Source organism: Sphingobacterium sp. UBA5639 (assembly GCF_002421245.1).
Lineage (GTDB): Bacteria > Bacteroidota > Bacteroidia > Sphingobacteriales > Sphingobacteriaceae > Sphingobacterium > Sphingobacterium multivorum.
In genome coordinates this window covers 1-21,085 of sequence record NZ_DIJR01000035.1, presented here as the reverse complement: position 1 = coordinate 21,085, position 21,085 = coordinate 1, and the positions used below count along the sequence as shown (strand labels likewise).

23 protein-coding genes and 1 pseudogene are annotated in these 21,085 nt (G+C 39.9%); 8 read left to right on the top strand and 16 right to left on the bottom strand.

Annotated features, from left to right (window positions below; all coding sequences use genetic code 11):
- Nucleotides 1-13 precede the first annotated feature (13 nt).
- From B4Z90_RS22150 to B4Z90_RS22120, 7 genes are all read right to left on the bottom strand, one after another.
- Nucleotides 14-184 carry a hypothetical protein gene (locus B4Z90_RS22150; RefSeq protein WP_172462506.1) on the bottom strand — a complete coding sequence of 57 codons (171 nt, stop codon included), beginning with the start codon at nucleotides 182-184 and terminating at the stop codon, nucleotides 14-16.
- Complete coding sequence (locus B4Z90_RS22145) at nucleotides 171-527, bottom strand: hypothetical protein (RefSeq protein ID WP_112376323.1); 357 nt, start codon at nucleotides 525-527, stop codon at nucleotides 171-173. The genes B4Z90_RS22150 and B4Z90_RS22145 overlap by 14 nt, the downstream gene beginning before the upstream one ends.
- Before the next feature lie 130 nt (nucleotides 528-657).
- Nucleotides 658-1,101 carry a DUF5675 family protein gene (locus B4Z90_RS22140; protein WP_070561182.1) on the bottom strand — a complete coding sequence of 148 codons (444 nt, stop codon included), beginning with the start codon at nucleotides 1,099-1,101 and terminating at the stop codon, nucleotides 658-660.
- A 14-nt stretch (nucleotides 1,102-1,115) separates the two neighbouring features.
- Nucleotides 1,116-1,670 carry a DUF6266 family protein gene (locus tag B4Z90_RS22135; RefSeq protein ID WP_286803296.1) on the bottom strand — a complete coding sequence of 185 codons (555 nt, stop codon included), beginning with the start codon at nucleotides 1,668-1,670 and terminating at the stop codon, nucleotides 1,116-1,118.
- 70 nt (nucleotides 1,671-1,740) lie between these two features.
- On the bottom strand, nucleotides 1,741-2,385 hold the full coding sequence (locus tag B4Z90_RS22130) for a DUF6266 family protein (protein WP_070561184.1): 645 nt from the start codon (nucleotides 2,383-2,385) through the stop codon (nucleotides 1,741-1,743).
- A 420-nt stretch (nucleotides 2,386-2,805) separates the two neighbouring features.
- Entirely contained in the window at nucleotides 2,806-3,189 is a 384-nt protein-coding gene (locus B4Z90_RS22125; protein ID WP_070561185.1) for a hypothetical protein, read from the bottom strand.
- Between the two features lie 100 nt (nucleotides 3,190-3,289).
- Nucleotides 3,290-4,312: a hypothetical protein gene (locus B4Z90_RS22120; RefSeq protein WP_112376322.1), complete on the bottom strand. Its 1,023-nt coding sequence runs from the start codon at nucleotides 4,310-4,312 to the stop codon at nucleotides 3,290-3,292.
- Between the two features lie 190 nt (nucleotides 4,313-4,502).
- Here B4Z90_RS22120 and B4Z90_RS22115 point away from each other — a divergent pair, with 190 nt between their 5' ends.
- From B4Z90_RS22115 to B4Z90_RS22095, 5 genes are all read left to right on the top strand, one after another.
- Nucleotides 4,503-4,889 carry a hypothetical protein gene (locus B4Z90_RS22115; RefSeq protein WP_286803293.1) on the top strand — a complete coding sequence of 129 codons (387 nt, stop codon included), beginning with the start codon at nucleotides 4,503-4,505 and terminating at the stop codon, nucleotides 4,887-4,889.
- Nucleotides 4,890-4,974: 85 nt separating this feature from the next.
- Nucleotides 4,975-5,982 carry a helix-turn-helix domain-containing protein gene (locus B4Z90_RS22110; protein WP_112376320.1) on the top strand — a complete coding sequence of 336 codons (1,008 nt, stop codon included), beginning with the start codon at nucleotides 4,975-4,977 and terminating at the stop codon, nucleotides 5,980-5,982.
- 34 nt (nucleotides 5,983-6,016) lie between these two features.
- Nucleotides 6,017-6,691: a hypothetical protein gene (locus tag B4Z90_RS22105; protein WP_112376319.1), complete on the top strand. Its 675-nt coding sequence runs from the start codon at nucleotides 6,017-6,019 to the stop codon at nucleotides 6,689-6,691.
- A 296-nt stretch (nucleotides 6,692-6,987) separates the two neighbouring features.
- A complete protein-coding gene (locus B4Z90_RS22100; protein WP_286803289.1) occupies nucleotides 6,988-7,155 on the top strand; it encodes a hypothetical protein in 168 nt (55 codons plus the stop codon).
- A 136-nt stretch (nucleotides 7,156-7,291) separates the two neighbouring features.
- Nucleotides 7,292-7,729 carry a hypothetical protein gene (locus B4Z90_RS22095; RefSeq protein WP_204991099.1) on the top strand — a complete coding sequence of 146 codons (438 nt, stop codon included), beginning with the start codon at nucleotides 7,292-7,294 and terminating at the stop codon, nucleotides 7,727-7,729.
- Between the two features lie 65 nt (nucleotides 7,730-7,794).
- Here the strand turns inward: B4Z90_RS22095 and B4Z90_RS22090 are convergent, their stop codons facing one another.
- From B4Z90_RS22090 to B4Z90_RS22075, 4 genes are read right to left on the bottom strand one after another with little or no spacing between them, the layout of a single operon-like run.
- Nucleotides 7,795-9,150 (bottom strand): RagB/SusD family nutrient uptake outer membrane protein, encoded by a 1,356-nt coding sequence (locus B4Z90_RS22090; protein WP_286803287.1) that lies wholly within the window; start codon nucleotides 9,148-9,150, stop codon nucleotides 7,795-7,797.
- Nucleotides 9,151-9,167: 17 nt separating this feature from the next.
- On the bottom strand, nucleotides 9,168-12,374 hold the full coding sequence (locus B4Z90_RS22085; protein ID WP_112376316.1) for a SusC/RagA family TonB-linked outer membrane protein: 3,207 nt from the start codon (nucleotides 12,372-12,374) through the stop codon (nucleotides 9,168-9,170).
- A 3-nt stretch (nucleotides 12,375-12,377) separates the two neighbouring features.
- Nucleotides 12,378-13,787 (bottom strand): TlpA family protein disulfide reductase, encoded by a 1,410-nt coding sequence (locus tag B4Z90_RS22080; protein WP_112376315.1) that lies wholly within the window; start codon nucleotides 13,785-13,787, stop codon nucleotides 12,378-12,380.
- Nucleotides 13,788-13,805: 18 nt separating this feature from the next.
- On the bottom strand, nucleotides 13,806-14,180 hold the full coding sequence (locus B4Z90_RS22075) for a hypothetical protein (protein ID WP_112376314.1): 375 nt from the start codon (nucleotides 14,178-14,180) through the stop codon (nucleotides 13,806-13,808).
- A gap of 937 nt (nucleotides 14,181-15,117) precedes the next feature.
- Here B4Z90_RS22075 and B4Z90_RS22070 point away from each other — a divergent pair.
- The 3 genes from B4Z90_RS22070 to B4Z90_RS22060 all read left to right on the top strand — a co-directional run bounded on the left by B4Z90_RS22070 (nucleotide 15,118) and on the right by B4Z90_RS22060 (nucleotide 17,034).
- Nucleotides 15,118-15,519, top strand: a complete 402-nt coding sequence (locus B4Z90_RS22070) for an XRE family transcriptional regulator (RefSeq protein WP_204991098.1) — start codon at nucleotides 15,118-15,120, stop codon at nucleotides 15,517-15,519.
- A gap of 362 nt (nucleotides 15,520-15,881) precedes the next feature.
- Nucleotides 15,882-16,829 (top strand): zeta toxin family protein, encoded by a 948-nt coding sequence (locus tag B4Z90_RS22065; RefSeq protein ID WP_204991097.1) that lies wholly within the window; start codon nucleotides 15,882-15,884, stop codon nucleotides 16,827-16,829.
- A complete protein-coding gene (locus tag B4Z90_RS22060; RefSeq protein WP_112376309.1) occupies nucleotides 16,813-17,034 on the top strand; it encodes a hypothetical protein in 222 nt (73 codons plus the stop codon). The genes B4Z90_RS22065 and B4Z90_RS22060 overlap by 17 nt, the downstream gene beginning before the upstream one ends.
- 165 nt (nucleotides 17,035-17,199) lie before the next feature.
- On the opposite strand, the gene B4Z90_RS22055 is transcribed toward B4Z90_RS22060, so the two are convergent.
- The 5 genes and pseudogenes from B4Z90_RS22055 to B4Z90_RS25240 form a co-directional block, all read right to left on the bottom strand.
- On the bottom strand, nucleotides 17,200-19,002 hold the full coding sequence (locus B4Z90_RS22055) for a hypothetical protein (RefSeq protein ID WP_286803281.1): 1,803 nt from the start codon (nucleotides 19,000-19,002) through the stop codon (nucleotides 17,200-17,202).
- A 287-nt stretch (nucleotides 19,003-19,289) separates the two neighbouring features.
- Nucleotides 19,290-19,571 carry a hypothetical protein gene (locus B4Z90_RS22050; RefSeq protein ID WP_286803280.1) on the bottom strand — a complete coding sequence of 94 codons (282 nt, stop codon included), beginning with the start codon at nucleotides 19,569-19,571 and terminating at the stop codon, nucleotides 19,290-19,292.
- A gap of 162 nt (nucleotides 19,572-19,733) precedes the next feature.
- A pseudogene (locus tag B4Z90_RS25250) lies at nucleotides 19,734-19,927 on the bottom strand (integrase core domain-containing protein); the annotation flags it as partial.
- Nucleotides 19,865-20,524 (bottom strand): IS3 family transposase, encoded by a 660-nt coding sequence (locus B4Z90_RS25245; RefSeq protein ID WP_370445169.1) that lies wholly within the window; start codon nucleotides 20,522-20,524, stop codon nucleotides 19,865-19,867. The pseudogene B4Z90_RS25250 and the gene B4Z90_RS25245, both read right to left, overlap by 63 nt.
- 26 nt (nucleotides 20,525-20,550) lie before the next feature.
- Nucleotides 20,551-20,841 (bottom strand): transposase, encoded by a 291-nt coding sequence (locus B4Z90_RS25240; protein WP_414712623.1) that lies wholly within the window; start codon nucleotides 20,839-20,841, stop codon nucleotides 20,551-20,553.
- Between the last annotated feature and the right edge of the window lie 244 nt (nucleotides 20,842-21,085).

Sequence of the window (21,085 nt, the reverse complement as noted above, 5' to 3'; positions counted from 1 at the left end):
CTTTTTGTTCTGCTCATCTTTTCCGTTTACCCAGTTTCGCCAATAACCTACTTGTGGCAAAACTGACCAGGGTACCCAAGGCAGCCGTCAGGGCTGTCTGCAATACATCGCCCAACGAGATACTGGCCCAAATGGAACAGATGGTACCGCCGATGGCCGAGACGCGGATATCATTCACTTTCATCCATCGCGCTCCTTTCTACGGTATTTTCGCTTCCATTTTTAACGGACTTATTCTCCCTGACGCCCACCGAAGCATCCTTATCGGTAGGCGATTCAGCTGCCGACATCGTATCATCCATTGCCGACTGATTCCTTTCGCCATCGTCCGGATTGTATTTCCCTTCCTGCGGCTCCTTGCCATCGTCTATCTCGGAATGTGATTTAGCCTCATCCAATACCGTTTCTACAATACCAAGCCCCAAGGCCAGGTATTTTAATACATTCCCCACCTTAGCCGGCAGCTTAACAGGTGCCGCCAACAGCAGCTGCAGCACCTGTCCTACTTTATTGAAGATCTTTTTCATCTGTATAAATTTGTTTTTCAATTGAGATGAAGCTATCAGATTTATTCATTCCCCAATATGATTGAATAAATCATGATGGTTTCATGTTTACTTTTTTAAGGATGATCATTTATTTAGCAGGAACCGCTACTCACTCGACCTGTACTTCGACCAGTCCCTGCAGCATTAGTTCGACCACTAGCGGATAGAACTTTTTGTAGGCGACACCCGAGGCTAACAGGCGATAATCACCATCCTCCAGTACATATTGCGCGCCTACCAGGATGCAGCCCGCAGTCTCTTTGTAGCTGTTTCCTTTGTGGAAGTAGACATAGCTAAAATTCGGAATATCAAGCATCTCTAACATCCCGCGATGCATTTTTGGGTAAGCGTCGTAGTAACGGCCATTCATTGCCCCCTCGCGGTTAAAACCCAGCGGATAATGCCCGACAGGTATGGCAGTCTCGCCCCTAATCTTCACGGGGCGCGGAATATTCTCCAGACCGTAGCAGACAAATTGATTGTTCAGGTAGATCTCGGACAGCGTGCTATGCTTGCCCTGTTTTGTACGAAGTACTTTTATCGTTGATTTCATACGCAAGATTTAAATTAGAAAAGACCGAGGTACTGACTTCTGGAGTACAGGTTTTCGTCACGATCATGTAGGAACAGGTACAGGTGCACCGGCCGATCATGCAGGATGGATGGCAGCTCGATCGTCATTTGGAGATCCTTGCGCAGCACCTGTTGTTCATTGATGGCTGCCTGCTCGCCAATAATATCATAAGCAAAGAGTATGACCTGGTCATCCCATTGGTTATAATCTTTGATGTTGGATTCGGTTACATCCCAGCTCAGCTGAATCGTATTTGACGTACGTACACAGGTATTCACCGCGAGCGGAGACAGCATGCCATTGCTTATTTTTGCGAGAGCGGGCACTACCTCAAAATCCGGATATTCCCCCTGTATCACATTCGTCAGCGTATGCGACATGGCGCGGCCAAAAGCCGCCTGCACCGTGCACTTGCTATGGGCAAAACCTTTGCGGATGAGCGGGTACAGCGGATTCAAAAACCGGCGTGCCAGCCGAAAACGCTCCTGCGCAGCCTCCCTACGTGTCGGATCTGTAACCTGCTTTTTAAACTCAGAAATCACCAGCATGTCTTATCGTTTTGTGTTCAAAAATCAGGAGGAGCCACATGCTCCTCCCGTTCAATTAATCCTTCAGTGGCTAAGCCAGGTCAAATTCGCCCAAATACGTACTTTTGGATACCTTTTCGGCCTTGCGGTCGGTAAAGAAGATCCAGACATGCCCCTTGCCACCGAGCAGGTGGGCCGGGATCTGGATGTCTATCGTACCGGCAGCACGGGTGGGCGGTGTAGGTGCCGTCATAAATTCATCCTTTTCGGGTGAATAGACCAAGATAATGACCTGATCATCGGCCTTGGTCTTGTACAGGCTGTTGAGGATGGTATCCCAGTAGATAGAAAGAATTCCATTATCCACAGCAGCCTCCATGCCGCCGCCGTTGAGGTAAGAGCCCGTACTGATTTCGATCTTGCTGTAATCCAAGCTAAAGTTTGGATAAGTACCGCTTACCGCCTGTGCGATGTTGAGCTGCAGTGCCACGTTTGTGGGCGTCATCTTTTCGGTTTTGGAAAGCCCAAACCCCACCTGCAGGATCGGCGTGATCGGCATCAGAAATTTGGAGATTTTCAGGAAACGGTCCTGTTGGATCAGCTGTTCTTCGGACATCCCTTTCGTCCGCTTTTTGGGCAGGCCTTTGAGGTAGTTGATGGATTTCCAGGACGAAGCTATCACAGCGCCCACTTTACCACTTGCTCTTCCGATTACACCATTGTTGATTGTTGCCATGTTGTTATTTTTTTTAAAAAGTTAAACCCCATAAAGCTTTCATTTATACCGGTATGTATTGCTTTACTTCGACAAACATACCACATCACATAGCCCCTTGTCAATAGCATAAAACAGGTTGGCGGAGACTCGTCGGCGGCAGCCCGTCTTTTGTCGGCGTGTTGTCGGAGGCAATCGGGCATATTCCAGGTACACCGCCGTCTGGCACTTCAAAAACTACGGGTTTGTGCAGCAGTCTCGGGCCTTTGCTTCGCACCTGATTCGTACCTGCTTCGGATCAGCAATAGATCTTGTACAGATACTGACCAGACCTTCACCAGTCTCCGAACAGGGAAATACTGTTCAGCAACGGATTAACAGTGGCTGCTTTTACATGCAGCCCCGAAGACAATACGAAGCAGGTACGAATAGTGTAGGGATTTAAGGCATTTGCCGCGGCCATTTTTTATATTCGGCCACATACAGCTGCACCACATCTTTTTTGAGAAAGAGATCCGCATTACCCTCTTTATAGGTGGCTTTGAGCAGGCCTTTGGCGATACGGCGCTCGATGGTGCGCACACTTTTGCTCAAAAAATAGGCGACTTCGTGGATGGTCATTGTACCGGTCAGCTTGTGGAGCTCCGTATACTGCTGTTCTTGCAGCAGGTCGAGGATACGGTCCAGCTTGGCCGCTAAGGGCGTATATCCGATGCCTGATTTTAATTGAAAAGAATAGTGGATTTTAAGGTGAATAGCTGTCGCATTGGACACAAAACGGGGGGTGATATCCTGTTGATCAGGAGATCCTTTTACAAAAAACATAAACGGGTAAGGTTAGCTCGACTAACCGCCGAAATCCAGCGCAGCAGCAGACCTGTTGTCTACTGCGCTCGGTCTATCTAAGTTTATAAAGTGGGATGATTCAATTGAGCCGAATAAGGTTATCCCATCCCTCATGCTCCAGGTTATTGACGTTATCCAAAAAATCCTTTAGTTTTTTTTCTTTGCGCATCCATTCAGTTATCTGCAGCAGGTTGCTGATCTCCAATTCCGTCATATTCAACTTGAGGCTGTCAAACACTTCCTTACGAAACTCCAGGTAAGTGGCATTTGGCAATATCGGTTGACGGACGTGCATCATATTTACCCTACAGGTTTTATTGATGCGGAAATACCATTTATCAAGCCCCAACCTTTCTAGCTCCTGCATGAAATGATGGGCTTCCAAACGGATACCATTGATCAGGACGACTTCTTTTTTTCTTTTTTGGGAAAAATAAAAGGGCACATCAAACATACGTACAGCATCCATCTGCAAGGTATTTAAATTGAATGGCGAATCTTTATGCAGCACATCATAGAGTGATCCGATTACGATAGTCCTATCCAATGCACTTGGAGGTGCTATAGTTCCCGCTCTATCTGTTGTGTTTTCCTGCGACATGACCTCTTTCCCTAACAAAGCCATCACATTTTCAGTTGTTAGCCACCATAATTTGCCGTTACGAAAAACATAGATCACGTAGGCTATAAAGCCTAGACCAATAAAAGGCATATAATGCAGCAGATAGCTTCTTAACAAGCTGTACGTATCTTCGCTGCGGACAGAAGCGAAACAATAGATAATGAAGAGATAAATCGATAGAATCGATATAGTTGTAGCAAGAATTGCACAGCAGAGCTGACCTTTGGGTATACTCTTGGTCATGACCCTCCCCTTGCTCATGAGTATCAAATCAGGGTACCGCTTCTGCCAATAAGTCCCAAAGGCTTCAAGAAACATCTGCGTGAACACGACCGCAACACCAATCGCAATTGCAAATGCCACCGTCCACATCCAATAGGTCTGTGTCCAAAATCGATTCAGATAAATACCGTGATTTCCGATTAAATTAAAAAGCATGGAGATGAGTAAACTCTCCACCGTTAGTTTTAATACTTTCATATGCTATGTCAAGCTCTCTTAAATGGCTTAGGTTTCTACTGGTTTACAGATCCAATTTACTAAATAAAATCAAATATTAAGCAAAATTCAATCATCCAAAAGAAGATTATCCTCCAAAACCCCGGAGGTTAGGACAGGGCGGTTGCTAATTTGATCTATTTAAATAAATATTTGCAAAAACACAATTTGTATGAAAGAGAACTTTGACAATCCAGGTGTGGCGCAAAAAGTAGCCACCCTTCTTGCGCTACCCTTAGCGGAGCGCGCGCTCGAGATGCAACTTCTTAAAGACGATTTTGCAGTCTGGATGGAACACAATTTTGACTTGAAGCCCCATCAGGTGGAGCAGCTCTATGATTTTTCACCTGGATTTCGGAAACAACTTGGCACAGCGATAAGCAATTATCTCATGCAGGGCAACGTACTTCAATTTCAAAAAGAAGACAAGGGAGATGATGATGATCCAGATTTTAAGGAGCTTATGGTTGACGGCCTCGATGAATGGCAGGATGGTGTGGCGACGATGATGTTCACTCCGCTGTTTATCTGGATTTCCTACACCGGTCCGCAGCAGTAATCCAACCCTACGTTATCCAAAAACCATTTCCCCCGATCATACCGAAATCCTGACCGGGGGGATTTTTATTGACCTATACACCATTATGAAAACAGCACTACAGATCGATATCGCACAGGTATTTGACCAGCCGATCAGTCCGAGAACTGATACGCTCAAGCCAAGCATAAGCATGTCCAATGCGGACTATCAACATTACGAAAACCAACATGGGCAGGCCTGCCTGCAGCAGTTTGACGGCATGCTCGGCTACATCAATATATTGGATCTGCATATACCTGCCGATATTGTCATTCCGATGCAAGTCACAGCGTCGGATATGCATATCTTTTATCTCTTGACAGAAGATCGTGCCATTCAGATCAGGGATGTTCAGAAGCGCATCAGTTACAGCATCTCTTGCAATCGCGGGCGCTACTTCTACTTAACCAGAAGTGATTATGAAATCCATGTTCCTGCCGGAAGGTATACCCTCGTTAACTTTTATTTCCGCGGCAGCATTTTCCGCGATGGCAATGAGCGTCCCTTCCAGTTTCTTCACGCCTTGATCCATGCCTATCGAAAACAAGATCCGAATTCGTGGTGCAGCATCGATTTCCGTGCTGGCATCAGGACTATTTCATTGCTAAAAACCATTGCGTCAAAAATCAAGAAAGGCGACCTCGACAGTGAGGTCAATATCCTCTGGGGTATCAAGAAACTGATCCAGCTATCGAAGGAAAAGATCTTTGAAGAATATGACAAGATTTCGGAATCCCACATCAAATCCAAAGAAGCCCATGCCGCTATTAAGCAGGCAGTAGCCGAGCTTGGCCAGGATTTTAAACTGGAAGATATTGCCTGGCAGCTCGGAATCAGTATGGACTATCTGCATCAGCTTATCCAACTTTACTATGGACAGAGTCCCCAAGAGCTGAAAATAGAATTCATGCTAGATCTCGCCAAGAAATATATTGTAGACGGAATGCCTACCGATGCAATCGCCTATGAACTGGGCTATGCGTCACCCAGCAGTTTTGCACGCTTTTTTAAAAAGAAAACCGGCATGACCGCAACCGAGTTTTTTATGCGGTATAACCAAGACTATTTATAAATTTATTATTAAATTAACCTAGTGACCTAAAAACATGAAAGAAATCATTCAAAAAATCGGAAAATTTTTCAGCGCGGTCGGAAAACTTTTTATCGCTGAGCCAGCTGACAAAAGCAAGATTATTGCGAGAAAAGTCTGTGGAAAATATAGAGCCTGGAAATATGGCCCGCTACGTATTTGTATCGAGATGGCCGCCTCCTATTTCCCTGAAAATTATCAACTTGATGAAGAGGTACTCAAGGCAGCAAATGCTGCTGGCAATATTTATTCTCCAAAGGCTATGCTTTATTACCTTTTGTCCCATGCAAGGAAGATAGCAGCACCGCGGCAGCCATTGCCCATTAAAACGAGCTATAGCTATGTGGCATGGCAGATGATCAATCTATCAAAAGTGGATATCGTCACAACCCTCACCAAACACCCCCGTTTAATAGAAATCCGTGAGGAAACGCTGGAACTGTCTGCTGCGAAAGCCGAGATACTGATCTTGAGCAGCGGTGGTGATTATCTTGAAGTAAATCATCTTCTTTCGAAGATTGACCTGACACATAAATATGTCATTATCTGTTCTGTTTTTGAAGAAGTCTTTATACGCGATCATATTCTTTATCGAGTAGATCGGAAAATTAAGCCAAATTTTAAAAGCGAAAACGAATATCTGGCATTCATTGACGAGATTATCCAAGAAGCCACCACAATACACCTTTGAAAATTTAACCGCAGCATCCCCTCCCGAGGGGATTTTTTATTGCCATACCCTATCATCACTTCAATCCGGTACATACCCGACTCCAGATTCGGCCAAGCCCAGTGCTCTTTTAAGGCCGAACTTTGGTATAAGTTAACGACGAAAAAGTTAGCGGGATAAAAACGAAGAAACAATAAAAGCCCAGTGGGCATGCTGCGCTAAGGATGCGCCACTGCCGACAGACAAATGGATCAGGTAAAACAAAGTTTTATGAACAGAAAGTACCATATATTGAATAGGATGATAGCCATTTTCCGTTGCATCGGAAAGCTATACTCGTCCCTGAGGACGCAGGTGCATCTGCTGTCTATGCCCAAGGGTTTGGTCTGCAGACTGGTCAAAGACAAGCTTCAGCTGGACACTTTGCCGCATCGGATTGCCTTCGCCCAGAAGAGAGTTGTACAGCGAACGTTGCACAACCGTAAAGGGGCACTGTTCACGGAAATCCCGGATGGCCCTTAGGGGTCATCTGGGAACAGGCAGGCTGCGTATCGGGATGCAAAGCCGGCCAGCGAGGTCTGCTAAAAGACACCCAACAAAATAAAAATTAATAAAAGTTTTTTGAGGCAACCTTTTTTTGACCGTATAAAAAAGACCACAACCATGATTTCAAAAAAAATCATTAAAAATAATAAAAGATGGTTCAGTGCGTCTGCGCTAGCCACTATGGTCGGAATTGCGACCCTAACATTTGCTTTTAAGCCAGATGTTAAAGACAGTTCAAACCACAATGCCAATAAAGTATTTGCTACTAAGTGGTATCAATACAATGGTAGTGGGTCAAGAACTGCCGAAAGCAACTATACCCTGTTAAGCACACAGCCTGCAAATGAAACCGAAGCGGCAAATTTATGTCCGAATGTAGGTGAGATCTGTGTAATTAATGCGCCGGAAGGTAGTGGAATGCACCCTGCTTCGTTTTCAACTGCATTTAAAAACGAAATCAATAATGCGCAAGCCAGCGGTGTGGAAACGACTAATGTTAAATTAAGAGATTAGTTGTAAATTGAGATTAGTTGTAAATAAAGGAACTGGAGGCCGATATATGGGCCCCCAGTTCTCTTTTAACGCTCATTTTGTGGAAGTCCGGTAATTTCAATTATTTTTAACGGAATCAAGCTGATATACCGATTATCATCCTGTTTTAATTCAAACAGTTCGTTATCCAGTTTCCTGACCGGATAGATACGGTACCGATCTTCTTTATTCAGTCTTCTTATATCCGACCAACGTACACCTCTAAAAACCAGCTCCTTTCTTCTTTCCGACAAAACAATATCCAATGCCTGTTGGGAAGTACTAGCCTGTATTGCCTGATATTTGCCTTTCAAAAATCGTTTTTCAAGCATAAGATTCAGATATTGCACTGCAGCCGGTATATTGTTCAATCTTGCATAACATTCGGCCAAAATCAGGTATTGTTCATCCGTAGCAAGACCATTAAAATAAGCACCTCCATAACTCCCGTCATAGCTCGCTTTTACTGTAAAAGAACCGTCCGTGTTAGCTTTAAAAAAGATGTCTTTACGGAGATCGTTTTCCGCATAACTCCTATACAAGACAGTATCTATTCTGCACCTTGATGTGTACAGCAACGACGATTCACTAAAAGAACGGCTTGCAAAGATCACTTCCTCATTAAATTTTGGGATGGGTACTGCTGCCGTTGGACTTAATGAATTATAGTCCATCAGCTTACTATAAATTCGCAGGCAGGAATCGGCATACAACGCGGCATTTTTATAATCCCCCATATTTAAATATATGCGGCCGAGCAGTCCGAAAGCAGCAGCTTTGCTTGGTCTGTTTTTCGTTTCTGAATTCTCAGGCAGGAGCCGAGCAGCAGTACGCAGGTCGTTTATCATTTGGGAATAGCATTCGCTAACGGTCGCCCTCACCGAAGGAATAGCAGGATCAGGATTCAGACGCAGTGGAATGCAGGGGGCCGATAAAGTATTTTCCGCATATTGCGGTGCAAAGATCTGTGCCAATTCATAAAACATAAAAGTCCTAAAAAACAATGCAGATCCCCGAACTGCATCAAATTGGTGCATATCATCAGGCTCGTTCTTAGCTACTGCATCAATTTCATCCAAAACAACATTAGCATAAAAAATCGCACTGTAAGCATTTACCCAATCGCTAAAAAGCTCGCCCTTGTCATTCCAAATATAATTATTGCGGGTATTTATGTTGGAAATCGCTTTGAAACCAGTAGCGGTTAGATAATACGTGTCTGCATATTCTTCTCCTGCTCTTGGAGAAGACATATTCATCTTTGTATAGTTATCCAACAGTGCCCACAAATCTGCTATCGTAGCTGGTATAGCTAATTTTTTATCAGGTTTTGCATCAAGATATTTCTTGCATCCCAAAAACATGCTACAGAGTATAACGATGAAATAGAATCTAGTTTTCATAATTTAAATCTTTTAATTTAGAGACTTGTCTTCAGCCCAAAAGCAATGCTTAAAGGTGCTTTTAAACCACTAACAAAATTGGGGTCCACTCCTTTCTTATTGGCTTTCCATAAGATGATATTCAGGTTGTTCAGATAGGCGTAAATCTGGATCTGTTTAAATAGCCCCCTTTTGTTGATGCTATAATTTATCTGCATGTCATTTAGCCGGATATGATCGCCCCGTTCAACCGTAGCTTCTGAAAGAGCATAAAAGTTGTCACGGTCATTATCTAATGGATAGGTAAACGAAGGTACATTTGTCAAATTTTCATCGCCTGGCTTTTGCCAGCGCTGCGCAAAATCGCTATGCCCCTTCCCATAACTTGCCAATAAAGAATAGTCAATGGAGTTGCGCCTGAAATAATAATCAAAATTGTAGCTGATGTTGAGCGAAAATGATAGATTTTTCCAGGATATATCATTGCGTATTGCCCCGAAATATAAAGGTAAGGGCGAGCCATGAAATACCGCATCCGATAATAGTGAACTATAGACGAGATTATAGTAGTCTTGACTAAGCTCGCCGTTATAAAAGCCCTGGGGATTACCATTATTGCCATCCAAGCCTGCCCATTTATAACTCACCACCATATAGGGCATTTTTCCTTCAATTGAAATTAAATCGCCACTGTTGACATAACTATTTGCATATACTGACGGTTTTGTCAGGAAACGCGTAAGTTTATTCTTTACGTAGCTGAACAATACATTAGAGCTCCATTTTACGGCACCGGTTGTATTTACAGAGCTTAGGTTTATATCCAACCCTCGTCCTTCCATATTGGCACTGTTGGTCACCATACTGCTAAATCCTGTAGAAGCGTCCATCGTCTTATTTCCCAGCATATCCCTTACATTTTTATTGAAATATTCGATAGTTCCAGAAAGCCTGTTACCCTTTAACCCAAAATCAAGCCCCATATTGAACATCCCAACTTTTTCCCATCTCAAATTTGGATTGGGCGGATTGGTAATGGTTGCATAAGGAAGTTTTACCTGACTTGCAGTAGCGGGCTGATAGTTCATAATTACCAGGGCGGATTGGCTCGCTGGAAGATTACCACTAAAACCATAAGTAAGTCTTAATTTTAGATTTGACAGTCCGTCAATCTTGTAAAAAGGTTCATCCGGAATATTCCACAAAACTCCTGCCGACCATAGCGGCACTCCTTTTCTATTTGTTTCTACTCCAAATAAATTTGAAGCATCTTTCCGTGCACTTCCTGTTACCGTATATCGCTTTTTATAGGTATATGAAACATTACTATACAACGAAATAAAACGGTTCAACAAGGAACCAAAATTCTGATTCCCATCTATCCTATTCGACCCAAATAAATTATTGTAACTCGGAAATTCCGTTACATAATCTACGGGAACAAAAGTGAGCAGATTATCATCGTAGCCATAAGTTCGCGTTGTTTTACTTTGAGTTTTTATCTCCCTCGCTTCAATCCCAGCAATTGCGACAACTTGGTGATCGTTTTTCCAGTTCTTGTTGAAATTCAGCTGAGAACGGATTGAGTTTTCGGTCAACTGACTCACATTTTCATCAAGGATACCTCCATAAGGAATATTTCGGATCATTTTACCGGACGATATATCTGTAAATCTATTGATCAGGTCACGTGCGAAATAGGTTTTCGCACTATGGTAATTCCTACCATTTACATCATACGTACCATATTGATAACGGACATCCAATTTTAAGGCGGATGAAAAACTATATGTACCATTCGCTCCGATCCGCAGGTCTTTACCCCTATTTCTATTGTCGGCTAAATCCAATTCTTCTAACGGCCTATAAGACCAGTCCAATAAACCCGTCGTTTGCAGGCTATCGATATAAGATTGGCGCAGATTCCGTTCAATAGGCAAGGGATTACCCGCTTCATCAGCAAATCTTGTATACGGGTAAAGCTGTCTATTTCCGATCGAATAGGCTCCAAAATAACCACCGGGACTGTTGGATTGGGTTGAATTTTGAGTATATAATATATTCGTGCTAATTTCAAGATTTTTAATAGGTTTCAGACTTTGATTAAACCGAAATGTGAACCTCTCACTGCTATTGCCTTTTAACTCGCTGGCTGTCTTATCATAACCGGTACTCAGCACATACTTTATCTTTTCATTCCCGCCATTCAGGTTCAGCGCATACTGTTGGTTAATAGCTGACCTGTAGAGGTATTTTTCAAAATCGTTCCGAATATCAATCTTTCCCAATGCTTTAATCTGCTGCTCAATAGCAGATATGCCAGCCAAGTCACTTTCCGGAGTATTTTTCTGCTTTTCCAGCAGTTCAATCAGTTGTCCAACTGGAGGGTGATAATCTGTGTCATTCAGTTCATTATCATAAAAGCCATTTTTGAACAAAAACTTTTGCGCTTCAATATAATCTGGGGTAGACATTATTGAAATGTTAAAAAGATTAGGCTTTTGTGCAATCGTGAGGTTCGTATTCAGATCCAAATGAACCGACTGATTGTACCTGCCTTTTTTCGAGGTGAGCACAATAACCCCATTTCCTGCCCTAGCACCCCAGATAGATGCCGCTGCTGCATCCTTCAATACCGATACCGACGCTATATCATTTGGGTTGATATTGTTGATATCCCCCTCATACGGGAAATTGTCCAATATGATCAGCGGATCATCGGAAGCATAAAGCGTACTGACTCCCCTTATTTGAAGTTTCACCTGGTCGGCATTTCTTTTATCGACTAGTAAACTGCCTGTCACTCCCTCCAGCCTCGAAAGTACGTCGGGCCCTACCCTCCGGTTAAACAAGGCACTATCAATATGTTCAAATGAGCCCGTAGCCCTTTCTTTTGGAATATTCTGATACCCCGTGTTGATGACACTGACTTCTTCCAGCGCCATTATCTCTTTACCCATAGGAATTAAGAGCATTTCCTTTTGGGGAAGATCCACCTGTATTTCCTTCTTTTTATATCCCGTATAACTAATCGTCAAAACCACCGTTGGTTTATCGGTTTTTAAACTGAATAGTCCACCCTCATCAGTGACAAGGACATTTGCTTCTCCATCAACTTTTATAGTACAATGCGATAAAGGCCTATGCGTATCTGTATCAAAAACTTTCCCCAGCAGCGTAGTTTGAGCGATCAACCCTTTCATTCCGGCTAAGGCAACGAATATTATTATTACTATGTTTTTCATGGCTTATCGGATTTTATGGATGGTAAATGTTTCTATCTCCCGATCTTCCAGCGTACAAGCATAGCCCTCAGCTTCAAGCGATGTACGTAAAGTTATGAGGTCTTTACACTGCATAATCGAGGAAGAAACTAGCTTAGTTGGATCATTCGTTTCATCCACAATCAGCGGAACTGAAAAAATCGTATTATTGAAGTTCCAAATTAGGTCAGATAGTTTGATACCGACCTTAATCCTATTTCTAACGGTTTTTGTAGAACGGATGACAAGGCATTGCATATTGGTTCTGTTTAAATATCCCGCTATGCCAAAATAGCGTTTAAGGTCTTGCGCCAGCATATCGTTAAAATCTGCAGAGCTTGTATGTTCGGGCATCACCGCCTCGTAACAATAGGTATTTTCCCTATTCCAGTCCTCACTATAAACAGCTTCAGGCCGTACGTACATGCTTTTTTTAGCGGTCGGATATACATATTGCTTTGCAGATAGTTCGGGTATGGATTTTCCCCATGCGATCACACAAAGGTTTACCAACCTTATATTGATAAAGTATTTACGGACTGATTTGGCTATGCTATCCCTAGATGTACCCACAGTTGGGTTCACACCATTCAGATGCCCTGAAAACATTGTATAATAAATTTTTGATGGCACTGGAGCCCCGTTTTCTGTAGATGTGAGCAGCGGCATGTCCTTATTAAATTGGAGCATGTCATTTTTCATTGTCCAGTTTAGCACTTTGCCTTCCAATACCATACTAATGTTTGCAGCATTGGCATATTCAGACCATGTGGTTGCCCTAAGTATTCCCTTTTTATCAATCCACACCAAGTGTGAAAATAATTGATGCGGGAAAACGGTGGAAAGCAATGTGTCACCAGTGACAAGTGAGAAGTTCAGCTTCTTTCCAATTTCATTACGCTTTATAAAAGTATTCACAATATGTTCCTTTTGAAAGGTAATGGGCACTATCGCTATTTGGTCGCTGAAATCAGCCTGTAGCTTTTGCAATTTTGGAAGGGCTGCTACACAAGGGCTACACCACGTCGCCCAGAAGTCCAAGATAATGAGCTTTCCTCTGTAGTCATTTAAAGAAATGACTTTTTTACCATCGGAGTGGTTTACAACCTGCAAAGGCGTACTCCATAGTGATTCGGGTATAGTATCACCGATCTGCAAAGGAGTTGGCCCGTAGGCCCCGCTGTCCTTGCGGGGCGTCTGAGCCGATAAACTAAACATATGAAATACAGCAATGCAAGTAAAAAGCATTGTTGTATTCTTCAATGCCTTTAAAAAACAAGTTAAATAGGATTGAAAAACTAGTATGAATAAGATTACAAGTAGTGTAATCTGTATAACTGGAATATTGACTACCTTATCCAATAAGGCCGAAAATGATTTTGATGTTTTTATCATCTGCTTATGGATTAGGTATTATTCTGAAATTCTATTAAAGAAACTATGGATCCTTTGTTTGGCTTCCAGATCTGCGATTATCGTTTCTGCAGGTTCAGCAAAGGCAAATGGCACCGCATCGATTTTGATCTTACGAAAGTGCACCAGAAAATAAGCGATCAGTACACGGCACACTTTCATCAAAAAGGTGTGCATCTGCTTTACATCAGCAGCATCTTGTTGTTCCTCGCCCTTTCTATAGTTTTCAAAGAGTGCCAATAGGCTTTCCTGACAGTCATTTATTGTATTTTGGGACCAGAACTCCCGAATGGTATTTAATGGATCGTATCCATTGTCGTATATTTCATAACATGCTAGCTCAAAGGGCAGCAGGTTGTTTGTTTTTTGGTTCATAATTTAGTTTCATCAAGTATGACAAGCCTTCGGGTGCTCGCTCAGATACAGACATAGCTTCCCCCTTCACGAAAATTTCGCGTTCAAAATGGCTTGTCATTGCACAGATCAAATGCGACCTATGCCAAATGGACAAATAGGATTAAAAGTCCGAAAAGCGCCGAGATACAATTTCAAGGCATAAATAGGGTTCATTATGGCGCTCCCTGCCGGAAAGAAGTAAATACCGACCTACAGCGATATTGGATTGCAATAAAAACTACGGATAAAAAGTTTGGACTCAACAAAAATTTACTTAATTTTAAAGTGGAAAAATAAAATAAAGCTGTTTCATTGACCAATATTACCTTTTTAAGCAACTTAATAAATGTATAGGTCGGTGACAGGCGTAAATAGCGGGAAATTAGACTGAACTGGGTTCAGCTGTCTTTGCATTTTAAGGAAAGTCAAGACATCTCCTTTTTATTGCTTTTTACAGCCTGTTTTATATGTTGCTATCTATTCAGGCGCACGTATGATGTTCTTTAAAAGTGATTTGCGGGAATACCTCGCGTAGCGATCTTTGATCGAATGCGTGTAATGGGTAGTGTGTGTTGTGTTCGTTCTCATAATTGTTTTGGTTTATGTGAACGAGCTGGAATTAAGAAGGCTGGAACTTGTATCCTGCAATCATCCGGGAACTAGCAATCCCACAGCGTAACAATCAACAAGCCCAGCCTAAAGATTGCGCAAAGATACACAATATCTTTAGACATGGGTTAAACTTGCTGCCTTACGCTGAATTTTCAATTGCTAGTTTCGGATTCAAAGGCTCGTTCAACTCATGGTCTATTTAAAATAGACATAGTTAACATATTTATTACCAATCCTTGATTGGGTACACAAATATAAAAACAATCATTAAGACCACCAAACATTTGGTGGTAAAAATTTTGACATGGATGAAATTTATAAAACGAAAGCTATATTTCGAATTGAGTACGAATTAATCTTTAATATTAAAGGCCTGCGTGGAGAAAGGGGGTGGTCACAGGAAGTACTAAGTGGAAAAATGGGCTTAGCTGAAAATTTTGTTGGAAAATGTGAGTCTTTAGATCAACCGGAAAAGTATAACCTCCGCCATTTAGGAATATTAAAGAAGGTATTTGGTTTGAAAAGCTTGGATGATTTTTTCCCCAATGGAATTCCTAAAGATGAGCAAATTGTAATACATTATAAAAAAGTACCTAAGAAAAAGGCTGACGGGTCTGATTCGAAATTGATGGAAAACGTAGTCGTTGAGATTGTAGTTGTTGACGCGGAGACCAAATCGGAGGGAAATAAACAGAATAAGAAATAATAATTACATGACTATAGTTGGCAAGATTCAATATTTTAAAAAATCTATGAGGAAATTCAGATTCTAAGGAATTGCTATCCTCATTTCAATGTTTACGTCATCTTCTTTTAGACCAGTAAATGAAAACTTTAAAGTAATTTATGAGATACTCGTAGCGTTTCGATTTTTCATTATATTAGTATAGTAACACTCTCATATTTTCTAAAATTAAATTAATAATGTTTATATTTACCATAAATAAATGCCATTAGAAACAATCCCCTTTAATTTGATCCTAGAGCAACATTCACTCTGCCCCGTCGCATATGGCTCACCGAATTTTATAGGAATATTAATTAATAACAGTTACAAAAACGTTTTAAATGGCGAATAGGACAAGTAGACCATTGAATAACTTCGAGTTAGTAGAGCACTTTTTAGAAAATGCTCTTTCAATTAATATCAATGATGATGAAATGTATAATGTTGTTTCTCAAGTAGTATCAACAGAACTTAATATAGAGAATTTCGATGAATCTCTTATAAGCTTAAATAGTAAATCCTACAGAATAAGCAAATATAGAAAGGATTCCGAGAGACTCTCGCTTCAAAAACAAATAGTTTTGGAGTTGTTAACTCAGGAAAGGTTAAAAAACGATGAAGACATCGTATTAGGTAAAGGTGGTGCATTCCCATTGAAACCTGTCAAAGCAGAGAGAAAAGCATTTATTGTGATTGGACTACCAGCATCCGGTAAGTCGGGAATATCCAATATAATTGCTGATGAATATGGCGCCATCATATTAGATTCAGATTATGCTAAGAGAAAATTACCAGAATTCTCTGCGTTGCCTTTCGGAGCAACTTTGGTACATGAAGAGTCTGATAAGATAGTTTTTGGAAATGGCAATCAGAAATCGTTTAAATCATTATTTGATCATTGTATTGAAACAGAAGCAAATATAGTTTTACCAAAAATTGGAAGCAACGTAGAGAGTATTATAAAATTAATTGAGATTTTGAAAAAAGCCAATTACTTTGTACATTTAACATTAATTGAGTTGGATCGTGTGAAAGCTACTAAACGAGCCCTTAAACGCTTTCATATTTCGAAAAGATATGTACCATTAGGATTGATTTTTGACACTTATGCTAACAACCCAACAACAACATTTTATAAGATAATAACTCACAACAATACGATTTTGGATAGCTTCGGTTCCGTTTCAACTGATGTAAAAGAAGGCGAAAAACCAAAAGGAATAATATCGTCCGGAAATAATCCTGTTGATTTATTTATGACTAAAATTAAAGATGAAAAAAAGAAGTAACAAAGAAGAAAAAAAAAATAAGGAATTATCAGAGTATCCGGTAATTTATTCTTATATATATGAAAGGGAGGTTGATGATATAAATCGATTAGCCAATAAAATAGACACTATAAAAAATCGAAGAAAGTCTACCCCTCCAATCAGCAAAATAATTATTGGTTATAAAGTTGAGAATGGTAAGGTAGTCCCTATTTATCAAGATTAGTAATTCAATTTTCTAACGTTATATATTATTTTTTCATTAAAATAAAGAAGAATAAACACAATATTCTAAAAAAACGTTATATAGAAACAATGTGTTATTGTCTCGTCTTGAGAAAACTTTTAAGATTTGACCTTTAATCCTAAATATGTTTCGCATTATTTTAAACTAGTTCATAGGGAAAATTTGCGCTTTCCTAGATTCTTTAACATCAATAATAACACAATTCTCTTCTCTAGGATTATTATTGATATCAAAGTATTCATTATGAACTTTATTCCCCTCAATCATCGCTTCATCAAAACTTATCTCTCCAATTTGGGTCATTTCCAAAAAAATAGTGAACTTGTCAAACTTTATTCCCAGATACGAATGTTCTGGCACGATGATGATTAGAGGACAATAACCTAACTTTTCTAGACAGCTGGCCATAAATATAACTAAATCAATACAGTTTCCGCCGCTATTGCTAAAGGTGTTATCTGGAAGGTGGACTTTTTGATGAAGAGAAGTTGTTCCCTTATAAAGACTGAAGGTTTTAGAGACATACTTCATTTTTGATGATATTTGACGATATAATGCACCAATTTCTTTAGTAATAGTACCTAAATCTTCTGACATTCCTTCAAAGCCACTAATTGATTGCGCTGCTTCATTTATAATTCTTTCTACTGATACGGAATTAGGGGTTACCCATCGTGATAAAAATGAATAAAAATAGTATTTATTAGACTTTCCTAGATCCTCGCTATCATACACAAATGTCTCCTTTGGTAATAAATTTAGCCGTTTAGAATCCTCGTATATAAGTGTATCTTTATAGTAAACTTCCACAAAAAATTGCACAGATGAATGTTCATTCAATTTAGACAAATAGACATCATTCAAAATAGGAAAAAGCGGTATACTCAAAGTATTCAAGGGATCTAAATAAACAGTTTCGACGCATCTATCCGATAAACCTTTAATTTCATATACAACTTTTATTTTTCTAATCTGCTCACTCATATTAGAAATAACTAAAATAATTGGAGAGTATTTGCCATCGTATACTTCTTTCAATACATTAAAATAGGCTGAAACAATATTTTCTGTATTAAATAAAAGATTTGCAGAAATCTCGTCGTCATGATTTAAAAAGAAAAAATAATCTTTATATAAGTATTCATCAAAGTGATATTTAGGCGGAAGTTCATTAATTAATTTTTTGACAAATCCGCCATGATAGTTGTTTCCAAAATTTAATTCTAATGGAATCTCCCATAATCTTTTATCTTCGTAATCTCCAAATGTCTGTAAGGCTAAGAAAGACTCTTCATTTATAGAGAATGAATTAGGTTTATTTACAGTATATTTTTCAATTATAACTTTTTTATAAGGAAGAAAAATTCCTAAATATAATAAGGAAAGCTGCTTTTGCTTAATATGAACGTCTGCATTTTCGATTTCGAATGATACTTTGTATTCAAATTTAGTATTAAATTCCGCCCAGAAAACATCATTTTTCTTTGAAGCAAGTCTTCCTTGATGAACGACAGCCGAAATGTAATCTGATTCAAATTCAGGCATATCTTTTACATCAATATTCTTACTAGAAGATCTTGCATGTGGTAGCCAAACATTTAAACTATAAGATGTTTTTATTAGTGATAAGCTAGAATCTCCATACTTACATTTCGCTTGTACATAATTACAATTACTACTCTGAGAAGTAGACATTATAACCAAAGGAGCTAAAATCTTATCATTTCTAAACTGGACGTTGGAAGTTTGGATTTTCCAGTTATCTTTCAAATAAATTTCATTTCCTATCCCCCTATCACTATCCAATTTGAAACTTATTGATACTACGGCTTTATTAAAATCAAGTAGATCTATTCGTAATTCCTTTACTGTACAGGTAATTACATCAAACAAATTAGGTAAAAAAAGAGGTACTTCAAATTTAGTTGTTATGCCATTAGATACCATTATAAGCTCTGCTTTCTGTGAATTATATGGAGTATAATTCAATACTTCATAAGGAAAATATTCACACTCGGTATTACAGTATATCCAGGAGCGTATCTCTCCGCAGCACTTACTACATATCATTTGTCCTGATTTCAGACATCTTCTCTTCCCTTTTACTCTTTTACAAACAGTACATTTGTTTATCATATTGAACAATTATTGATTTTGCAAGGTAGACTTACCTGTTTTTTTTTTTTTTGCGAAAGAGATTATTTTTTCCACATCTAGTTCCAAAGACAGAGGAGTTAATCCGTAAAGAAGCTCCATTGATGTCGTATTGCTTCCTCAGGTGTTGTACCTAATTCATCAGCATATAAATTACGTTTAGATCCCTTTGGGGAATCATTAATAATAACCATAGCCATTGGCTTACCTGACCAATCGGAATGCTGAGATTCTATTTTACATGAGCATACGATATTTTCTCTATAAGAGCCATAAAAGGTATCATAAGTATTTAATTCAATTGGCGTTCTCTTACTGTAAGAAATCGGTTTAACATCACCCGACACTCTAAATTCGTTCAATTTTAATTTCTTCTTTGACATTTACAATAGGCTTTATGCAAAGATAACCTATTGAAAATAATTCAACACACTATATTTGCATATTTCGCATTAAAGCGCCTCAAGAATTGTGCTGGATAAAGTACCCCATTTTTCCGACAGCTGAGATTGGACTTTTCTAATTTACGTTACTAATTGATTTATTTGTTGTTTGTTTCTAATATTTTTTGATAATTCCGTTGGTGTAAGATTCCCAAGACCTTCATGGGGTCTATTGTTATTATATTCATCCATCCATGCCTGGGTATGTTCTCTTACTTCTGACAAGTTGAAAAATAAATAAGCATCCAAAATTTCTTTGCGATAACTTCGTTGAACCGTTCGATGTAGCCGTTCTGCATAGGCTTACCGGGCTGGATAAATTGAATAGCGATGCCTTGGTCTTTACACCAGAGCTCAAAATGATGACTGGTGAATTCAGGACCATTATCTACGCGTAGACAGAGCGGTTTGCCCCGCCAGTCTATGATTTGTTCAAGTGTCCGAGTTACCCGCAAAGAAGAAATTGAAGTAGCTATTTCGATACACAATATCTCACGGGAACAGTCATCCATCACATTAAAAGTTCTAAACCTATTTCCACTGGCCAAGCTATCGCTCATAAAGTCCATGCTCCATTTTTGATTAATGCTGCCCTGTTGTTCCAGAGGCTGTTTCTCCCGAGCAGGTAGCCGACGTTTGCCACGTCGTTTCTTGTTCATATTTAGCAGCTTATATACTCTGTATACTTTTTTATGGTTCCATGGCTTACCTTCTCTGCGCAGGTAGGCATATAGTTTTCGGAATCCATATACAGGATGTTTGGCGGACAGATCATCTAATGCAGATATGACTGCACTGTCATCTTTCTTACTAACATAGTAATATTGTGAACGGCACATGCCTGTCAATTTGTAGGCTCCGGTGACACTCAAACCGTGATCCAGGACAATCTCCTGGGTTAACTGTTTTTGCTGCCGGAGCCCCAACCTTTTTTTGTGATGACTTCTTTTAGGATATCATGGTTCATACTCAGTTCGGCAAACATCTTTTTCAAACGTACATTTTCTTCCTCAAGTTCCTTTAGGCGTTTGACTTCTGAGGCTTCCATGCCTCCGTAACGGCTCTTCCAGTTATAAAATGTGGCTTTGCTAATTTCCAGCTCACGGCAGATGTCTTCGGTCTTTCTGCCTTCTTCGCCCTCTTTGAGTGCTCGCACAATCTGGCTTTCTGTAAAACGTGTTTTTTTCATTTTATTACTTAAATCTAAACATTTATGTCCAGTTTTAAGCTGTTTGATTTTTTGGGACACTTACATTACCACCAACATTATTTTTGAGGGGTCAGTATGATCCGGAATAAGTTCATCTAAATCTTATAGAGGGGTCAACATCTGCCGGAATAGCATGCGATAACTCAATGGAATTGCGCATATACTCCAGTGCAACGTACAGGAATCATGGGGTCAATTTACGGTTCTTCCCCACTTTTGGTGG

Coding starts and splice junctions, on each gene's coding strand:
- B4Z90_RS22150 (WP_172462506.1), bottom strand. CDS start 184: ATGAAAGTGAATGATATCCGCGTCTCGGCCATCGGCGGTACCATCTGT.
- B4Z90_RS22145 (WP_112376323.1), bottom strand. CDS start 527: ATGAAAAAGATCTTCAATAAAGTAGGACAGGTGCTGCAGCTGCTGTTG.
- B4Z90_RS22140 (WP_070561182.1), bottom strand. CDS start 1,101: ATGAAATCAACGATAAAAGTACTTCGTACAAAACAGGGCAAGCATAGC.
- B4Z90_RS22135 (WP_286803296.1), bottom strand. CDS start 1,670: ATGCTGGTGATTTCTGAGTTTAAAAAGCAGGTTACAGATCCGACACGT.
- B4Z90_RS22130 (WP_070561184.1), bottom strand. CDS start 2,385: ATGGCAACAATCAACAATGGTGTAATCGGAAGAGCAAGTGGTAAAGTG.
- B4Z90_RS22125 (WP_070561185.1), bottom strand. CDS start 3,189: ATGTTTTTTGTAAAAGGATCTCCTGATCAACAGGATATCACCCCCCGT.
- B4Z90_RS22120 (WP_112376322.1), bottom strand. CDS start 4,312: ATGAAAGTATTAAAACTAACGGTGGAGAGTTTACTCATCTCCATGCTT.
- B4Z90_RS22115 (WP_286803293.1), top strand. CDS start 4,503: ATGAAAGAGAACTTTGACAATCCAGGTGTGGCGCAAAAAGTAGCCACC.
- B4Z90_RS22110 (WP_112376320.1), top strand. CDS start 4,975: ATGAAAACAGCACTACAGATCGATATCGCACAGGTATTTGACCAGCCG.
- B4Z90_RS22105 (WP_112376319.1), top strand. CDS start 6,017: ATGAAAGAAATCATTCAAAAAATCGGAAAATTTTTCAGCGCGGTCGGA.
- B4Z90_RS22090 (WP_286803287.1), bottom strand. CDS start 9,150: ATGAAAACTAGATTCTATTTCATCGTTATACTCTGTAGCATGTTTTTG.
- B4Z90_RS22085 (WP_112376316.1), bottom strand. CDS start 12,374: ATGAAAAACATAGTAATAATAATATTCGTTGCCTTAGCCGGAATGAAA.
- B4Z90_RS22080 (WP_112376315.1), bottom strand. CDS start 13,787: ATGATAAAAACATCAAAATCATTTTCGGCCTTATTGGATAAGGTAGTC.
- B4Z90_RS22075 (WP_112376314.1), bottom strand. CDS start 14,180: ATGAACCAAAAAACAAACAACCTGCTGCCCTTTGAGCTAGCATGTTAT.
- B4Z90_RS22070 (WP_204991098.1), top strand. CDS start 15,118: ATGGATGAAATTTATAAAACGAAAGCTATATTTCGAATTGAGTACGAA.
- B4Z90_RS22065 (WP_204991097.1), top strand. CDS start 15,882: ATGGCGAATAGGACAAGTAGACCATTGAATAACTTCGAGTTAGTAGAG.
- B4Z90_RS22060 (WP_112376309.1), top strand. CDS start 16,813: ATGAAAAAAAGAAGTAACAAAGAAGAAAAAAAAAATAAGGAATTATCA.
- B4Z90_RS22055 (WP_286803281.1), bottom strand. CDS start 19,002: ATGGTATCTAATGGCATAACAACTAAATTTGAAGTACCTCTTTTTTTA.
- B4Z90_RS25240 (WP_414712623.1), bottom strand. CDS start 20,841: ATGAAAAAAACACGTTTTACAGAAAGCCAGATTGTGCGAGCACTCAAA.